The following is a 7,662-nucleotide window of genomic DNA, read 5'->3' as shown; positions in this document are numbered from 1 at the left end:
ACGACAACCATGCAGCACCTTGTAAGTAGTCCGAAGAAAGATCTATCTCTAAATCATGCAACTTACATTTAAGCCCTGGTAAGGTTCCTCGCGTATCATCGAATTAAACCACATGCTCCACCGCTTGTGCGGGCCCCCGTCAATTCCTTTGAGTTTCATTCTTGCGAACGTACTCCCCAGGTGGGATACTTATCACTTTCGCTTAGCCACTCAGATAAATCCGAACAGCTAGTATCCATCGTTTACGGCGTGGACTACCAGGGTATCTAATCCTGTTCGCTCCCCACGCTTTCGTCCATCAGTGTCAATATATTGTTAGTGATCTGCCTTCGCAATTGGTATTCTATGTAATATCTATGCATTTCACCGCTACACTACATATTCTAACCACTTCACAATAATTCAAGATAACCAGTATCAAAGGCAATTTTACAGTTGAGCTGCAAGATTTCACCTCTGACTTAATTATCCACCTACGGACCCTTTAAACCCAATGATTCCGGATAACGCTTGGATCCTCCGTATTACCGCGGCTGCTGGCACGGAGTTAGCCGATCCTTATTCTTACGGTACCGTCAAGTCACTACACGTAGTGATGTTTCTTCCCGTATAAAAGCAGTTTACAACCCATAGGGCAGTCTTCCTGCACGCGGCATGGCTGGATCAGGCTTGCGCCCATTGTCCAATATTCCTCACTGCTGCCTCCCGTAGGAGTCTGGTCCGTGTCTCAGTACCAGTGTGGGGGATCCCCCTCTCAGGGCCCCTATCTATCGTTGCCATGGTGTGCCGTTACCACACCATCTAGCTAATAGAACGCATAGTCATCTTATACCGTAACCTTTAATGTAAACTCCATGCGAAGTAAACATACTATGAGGTGTTAATCTTCGTTTCCAAAGGCTATCCCTCAGTATAAGGTAGATTCTATACGCGTTACGCACCCGTGCGCCGGTCGTCAGCAGAAGCAAGCTTCTCTGTTACCCCTCGACTTGCATGTGTTAGGCCTGCCGCTAGCGTTCATCCTGAGCCAGGATCAAACTCTTCATCGTTAAATTTTTAAGTCTTGTATGACTATTATTATTAACAACTAATTGGAATTTCTAGTACTCAAAATGGTCTATTCTCTTTGTTTGATTATTACCGTTTCCAGTAACAATCTTACGCTGTCAATTCAATATGTTTATGAACTTGTTTCTTCTTTTCTTAACTCGTTTCCTTGCTAAGCGGGTGCAAATGTAAAACCCTTTTTTTATTCTCACAATGTTTTTTTGATATTTTTTAAAAGTTTTTTTGACTCCTAATTCTTAATATCTCCAAAATTTTTATGAGCGTTTTGCCTCAACAACTAATGCCGTTTTTAGCGGCTGCAAACATACAACCTTTTTTTATTCTCACAACCTTTTTTTGATATTTTTTAAAAGTTTTTTTAACTCCTTTTTTATACCTAAAACTTATATGAACTTACGCTTTACAATACTAATGCCTTGCTTAGCGGGGTGCAAATATACAAACCTTTTTTCCTTTCAAACAACCTTTTTTTATTCTTTTTTTTTGCCTTTTTTTTCTCCGCTTTTAATTAGCTTGTTTTCTGTACTTTATAACTCAAAATATTTTGGATTTTTTAAAAAAAGAAACTCTAACTTTTATAATAAAGAGATTTGTTTAATTACTCGTGCTTGATGATCCTTATTTCTCTTTATAAATAGATGCCGTTTTCTCTCTTTTTATATAAACATAACACCCCTTATTTATTACATCGTTTGTTTTGTTATCTATATATAGGTTGCTACACAATGCCTCCTCCTTATTATATAGTATGACTTCTATTGTTGGAGTCTTGAGATCTTTCATTATTTAGAGAACAGATTACTTGTGCTATCTTACTTTATAAAGTTACTTGTTGACATATTTAATCTATCTATTGGAATCATACACATTATATACAACATGGTTAGTAAAACAACTCTGGGTTTTTTTCTCCCTAACCTTGAAGCTAAACCAATGCTTAAGGATTATACAGGTTCCACTGCGCTATCCAAAAGTTATATATTTAAACTCTTTTAATAATAACCTATTATTACTAGTAAGGGAAATAGTGAAGTACGCCCCCAAATAGCTATCTCGAGGAAAACAACATAATACCTCAAATATAACTACATATATATTGTATGTGTTTCTTTCTACAAAAAGAAATTCCAAACAATACCAAAACGTATTGTAAAATCGCGATACGGGTTATTAGGTGCTGAATAATAATTGTAACCTGTAAGAGCTGAATTGAAATGTTCGGCTTTAAAAAAGATTCTGGTTTGACGAATTTTTGCATTGATAAAGAAATCTAAACGCGGAAAATCTCCAAATTCTTTTTCTGTTTGAACATAGAATTCTGCTAAAACAGGATCGTAAGCATTCATATTATACTTGGTGAAGTAATTTAAAGTAACACCTGTTTGTAAATACATGGCTTTTTTAAATAAATGACTTGCAAAATATAAGGTGTTACGTGTAGTGATTTCGGGCACATTTAATGTGCTATCGGCATCTTTTACGTTTTGATATAAAACGGTATTGTTTAATGCAAATTTACCGACCTTAATTTCTTTTTCTAATTTTACTCTTAAATAATTTATAGTGCCACTATTTTGAAATGGTTTTACCAGACTTGTAGCTTCATCCTTTTTAAAATATGTGTAGTCGTTTATTGTAGTATAATCAACTGATATATTTGCTATTTTATTTGATTTTAATTGAAACGCTATTTGCTCAGTTTCTGTATTATTAAAGTTAGTCTGCCAATTGTAATTGATATAATTACTTTGATACAATAAGAAATTATAATTTGGAGCTTTTGAACTATGATTTACTGAAGCTATAGCCGTAATATCTTTGTTCAACTTAAAAGTAGCATCTGCCTTAAGAAAATTTCCATCGAAATCACCAGACACATTCATCCCTACCTCTCCTTGTAAATCGAAACTTTTATATTGTTTGTGATATTTACCACCTGCTGAATATATACTTCCTTTCAATCTATTGGTAATAACATTGCCATTTAAACCTACTAGTTTATTATAACCATAATTATAGTTATTAGCACTTACATTAAATTGCAAGTCGCCCACTATATTATTACTATAATTTAGGTTTATTTGATTGTAAAAATTTTCTAATGTAACACGTTCTTGTAATTTAGAGGATTTAAATGCCGTTCCAAAAGAATTAGTTTGAGCATTTGATTGATCATATTGATAGTACTTATCTTCAAAAGAAATAATATGTCCAACACTTAATTTATTCTTAGAAAGTGAATCTTTCTTTTTTATTATTTTATAGTTATGGTCTAAATGAAAACGTTTTCCTCTCAACATGCTTTCTGCATTTTGAAAATTCACTTCTAATATGGAGCGGTCTAAAAACTCTTCTTCTCCTGTTTCAAAATATTGAACATTATCGTCTTGAAGACCTCCATTTTCTTGATTCATTAAATCTTGCATTACAATATGCGCTCTAGCATTGTAACGTTTGTTTTTTGTTTGATAATTCGTGGTAAACCTAAAATTACCAGTACTTGTTAAAATATGTTGGTATTTACCTAAAGAACGCAGTCCTTTATAGGCTAGCGAAAAATTAAATTGAGGTGATGTGTTTACTGTAAAAAAAGAGTCTGCTAACTGCCCTTGCTCAAAAGCTGTTTTAAAGAAGAGTTCTGTTAAAGGCGTAGGTACTCGATAGTAATTAATGTCTTCAATTTCCATATAATTAAAATGTTTAGCTCTAGCACCAAAACTTGGCATTAAACTAGTATTTTGAAAATTATAGGTTAAACTATTATAGGTTTGCCCCAAATTTGAAAAAGGCATTAATCCAAAATTATCTTTACGTAAGTAATTAAACTTATATTCTTTCTGGATACTTAACGTAGTATCTACATACGTTGTATCATTTGTATGTGAAATAATAATATAATCTTCAATTTTAGCAAGTTTTTTACCTGATTTACCAACTGAATCAGTAATTTGAGTCAACCCCAACTCTTTGCTTAATCGGCTAGTTCTTTTTTGCTTTTTAACTTGTGCCATACTAGGCAAAGTAATTCCTATTAAAAAAAAGATTAATACTAATTTATTCATAGATGTATTTTTCCGCAACAAAAGTAATTATTTGAACGTAAACTGGACGGAAATATTTTAAATAAAGAAAGCCAGTTTTTTTATCCGGTTTTCTTTTCTACATATCAATTATCATGATTTAAAATACAAATTGATATTTAATTTAAATTAGTTCCTTTAAAACTTATTAATACACGTTTTAAAAACTGGAAAAATGAACGACCATTACATAGCTAATTAATTTATGCATGAAATTTTATGATTCACGTATAGAAGTTACACTAATAAATTATAAAATAGATAGTATTTTAGCAGCATGTTATTAAAAAACCACTCCAACTACCTTTTAGAATGTGGCACAGACGAAGCGGGTCGAGGTTGTCTTGCCGGTCCTGTAACAGCAGCTGCAGTTATTCTTCCTGAAGGTTTTAATAATTCTATATTAAATGACTCAAAACAACTTAGTGAAAAGAAAAGAGATGCATTAAAACCTATTATTGAAAATGAAGCCTTAACTTTTAGTATAGCACATGTATTTCAAGAAGAAATTGATAACATCAATATATTAAATGCTTCTATTTTGGCGATGCATAAATCTATTAATAAATTAACACCTCAACCAGAGTTTATAATCGTTGATGGCAATAAGTTTAAACCTTATTACAATATTGAATTTGAAACCATTATTAAAGGTGATGGTAAATATTTAAGTATTGCGGCGGCATCAGTGTTAGCAAAAACACATCGTGATATTTATATGAATATTATTCATGAAGAATATCCAATGTATAATTGGAAGCAAAATAAAGGTTATCCAACCAAAGAACACCGGGAAGCCATAAGAAAATATGGTGTAACAAAATACCATAGAAAATCGTTTAGATTATTACCCGAACAACTAAAACTAGATGTTTAGATTCGCTTATTTTATATATGCTATACAATGAAAAATATGTAGGTTTGTATAAATTAATTCGTTTCATGAGATTTTTTTATACTACACTCTTTCTATTTATTGTTTTTAGTTGCTCTAATACCTCTACTAAGAAATCTAAACTTATAGATTTTGTTCCGGAAAAAACGTCATTAATTATTAAAACATCTAATTTAGAAAGTTTAAAAAACAGTTTACATAATAGTGATTTTTTACAAAAACTATCTAAAACAACGTCTTACGAAAATTTAGAAAAAAAACTAGAAGGGTTATCTCTTTTAAAACCTAAGAACGATCTTTTAATATGTTTTTCTGAAGATAATAATGATAGCCTACAATATACTATCATCACAAAACACCATAATCTTTTATTTAAAATAGATTCACTTAAAAACTACACAGAAGAATCTCTTATTTACAAAAACAAAACCATTACAAAATCGACTTTAAACAACAATACATTTTATAGTACCTTAATAGATAGTACATTTTTTGCATCATCCTCTAAAACTATTATAGATGATGTTTTTAATAATAAAAATATAGATTCTGATTTAGAAAAAATATACACTACTACAAGTAACGACAAAACAACATCTATTATAATTAAGCCTAACAATCCTTTTATAAAATCCTTTTTTATAAACGATTCGTTAAACATAAACAGCTTTACAAATTATATTGCTGTTGATATAGATATTAATCAAGATGATATTTTAATTAATGGCATTACAAAAGCTTCAGATTCTACTGAAACTTTAATTAATATTTTTAAAGGCACAATTCCTCAGGAAAATTTAACTCAAAATATAACACCTTCAAATAGTGATGGTTTTATGAGTTTTACGTTTGATGACTATAAAACCTTTAAAACTAATTTATCTAAATTCACCCAGAAAGATTCTATAACAAATACTATGTCTCTTTTTGATAACATTATAGAAGTTGGTGTTATTTATGAAGATAAAAACAAAGCTGTTATATTAAACTCTTTAGACGTTATTGCAACTAAGGATGCATTATTAAGTGAGCAAAATAACATAGACACTTACAGACAAATTGATATATACTCATTTAGTAAACCAGATGTATTTGCAAATTCATTTTCTCCATTAATATCATTTAAAAATGCAAACAAATATTGTGTACTAGACCACTTTTTTGTGTTTGCTGAAAGCACTGAAATACTTCAAAACATCATTGCTAATTATCAAAACAAAACCACACTAAACGAACGAAGCTATTTTAAAGACATAAAACAACAATTAACCGATGCGTCATCTTTAATAACTGTTGTTAATCCATCAAACTTAAAAGATGTTCTGGAGAAAAACGGATTAAACGCTATTGGCAAATTAGATAAATACAACGCTTCTGCAATACAATTTATATACGACACTAATTTTGCGCATGTAAATGGTATTATAAAGAAGAGTAAAATTAAAGCTATATTAAATTCTGTTTCAGAAGAACTTAATATTAAATTAGAACACGAGATACTTAATACGCCACAATTTGTTACCAATCATATTACAAAACAAAAGGAAATAGTAGTTCAAGACATCACCAACAATTTATATTTAATCTCCAATACAGGGAAAATTCTTTGGAAAAAACAACTCCAAGGTCCTGTTTTAGGAACCATTAATCAAATTGATATTTACAAAAACGGAAGATTACAATTAGCATTTGCTACACCAAACAGAGTTTATGTTTTAGATAGAAATGGTAATGATGTATCACCGTTTCCAGCTAAATTTAATGACAATATTACACAACCACTATCTGTTTTCGATTATGATAAAAACAAGAATTACAGATTATTAGTTACCCAAGGCAAGTACACTTTAATGTACGATGTTAACGCTAAACTTGTAAAAGGGTTCACTTTTAAATCTGCTAATAACACTATTATTTGTCAACCGAAACATTTTAGAATTGGAAGTAAAGACTTTATCTCCTTTAAAACTCAGAATAAACTTTATATATTAAACCGAACAGGAAAAGCGAGAGTAACTCCAAAAACATCAAACACATATTCCAAAGAGCCTATATTCTTATATCAAAATAAGTTTACCACTACTACGGATAAAGGCGATTTAATAACTATAGATACAAAAGGTAATACAGCTATTCAAAACTTAAATCTTTCTGAAAACCATAGTATTGAAACTACCAGTAAAACACTTGTTACACTATCTGAAAACAAACTAACAATAAAAAACAAAAGTGTAGAATTAGATTATGGTAATTACAGCAAACCACGAATATTTTATTTAAATGATAAAATTTATGTTACGGTAACCGATTTACAAACTCAAAAAACATATCTCTACGATAGCCAAGCTAAGTTACTAAGCAATTTCCCTGTTTATGGAAACTCGATAATCGATATGGATAACGTAGATAAAGACAAAAATTTAGAGTTTATTACTAAAGGAGATGCTAATTCTATTTTACTTTATCAAATTAACTAATTCATTAGTTAATTTTTAGCTATCCTTTTTGTAAGTAAAAAAGTAATCTTTATATTTAACCCAGCTATTAATCAATTATTTACAAAACATCAAATTCCATTTAATTTCTGAATTGTCAGAGTTTATACTAATAGTAATGTTG

4 protein-coding genes and 1 rRNA gene (1 of these 5 only partly in view) are annotated in these 7,662 nt (G+C 30.4%); 2 read left to right on the top strand and 3 right to left on the bottom strand.

Annotated elements, in window-relative coordinates:
• The 3 genes from RHP49_10020 to RHP49_10010 form a co-directional block, all read right to left on the bottom strand.
• Positions 1-1,049, bottom strand: a 16S ribosomal RNA gene (locus RHP49_10020); it reaches 469 nt to the left of the window's first position.
• 637 nt (positions 1,050-1,686) lie between these two features.
• A complete protein-coding gene (locus RHP49_10015) occupies positions 1,687-1,851 on the bottom strand; it encodes a hypothetical protein (GenBank protein ID WNH11257.1) in 165 nt (54 codons plus the stop codon).
• Between the two features lie 329 nt (positions 1,852-2,180).
• Entirely contained in the window at positions 2,181-4,130 is a 1,950-nt protein-coding gene (locus RHP49_10010; GenBank protein ID WNH11256.1) for a putative porin, read from the bottom strand.
• A 295-nt stretch (positions 4,131-4,425) separates the two neighbouring features.
• Between RHP49_10010 and RHP49_10005 the strand changes: the two genes are divergently transcribed.
• The gene (locus RHP49_10005; protein WNH11255.1) at positions 4,426-5,025 is read left to right on the top strand and encodes a ribonuclease HII; all 600 of its coding nucleotides are present in this window, start codon (positions 4,426-4,428) and stop codon (positions 5,023-5,025) included.
• A 65-nt stretch (positions 5,026-5,090) separates the two neighbouring features.
• A complete protein-coding gene (locus RHP49_10000; GenBank protein ID WNH11254.1) occupies positions 5,091-7,520 on the top strand; it encodes a ribonuclease HII in 2,430 nt (809 codons plus the stop codon).
• The last annotated feature ends 142 nt before the right edge of the window (positions 7,521-7,662 follow it).

Source organism: Flavobacteriaceae bacterium HL-DH10 (assembly GCA_031826515.1).
GTDB classification, from domain to species: domain Bacteria; phylum Bacteroidota; class Bacteroidia; order Flavobacteriales; family Flavobacteriaceae; genus Thalassobellus; species Thalassobellus suaedae.
This window is presented reverse-complemented; position numbering and strand designations above follow the sequence as displayed.

Coding starts and splice junctions, on each gene's coding strand:
- RHP49_10010 (WNH11256.1), bottom strand. CDS start 4,130: ATGAATAAATTAGTATTAATCTTTTTTTTAATAGGAATTACTTTGCCT.
- RHP49_10000 (WNH11254.1), top strand. CDS start 5,091: ATGAGATTTTTTTATACTACACTCTTTCTATTTATTGTTTTTAGTTGC.
- RHP49_10015 (WNH11257.1), bottom strand. CDS start 1,851: ATGAAAGATCTCAAGACTCCAACAATAGAAGTCATACTATATAATAAG.
- RHP49_10005 (WNH11255.1), top strand. CDS start 4,426: ATGTTATTAAAAAACCACTCCAACTACCTTTTAGAATGTGGCACAGAC.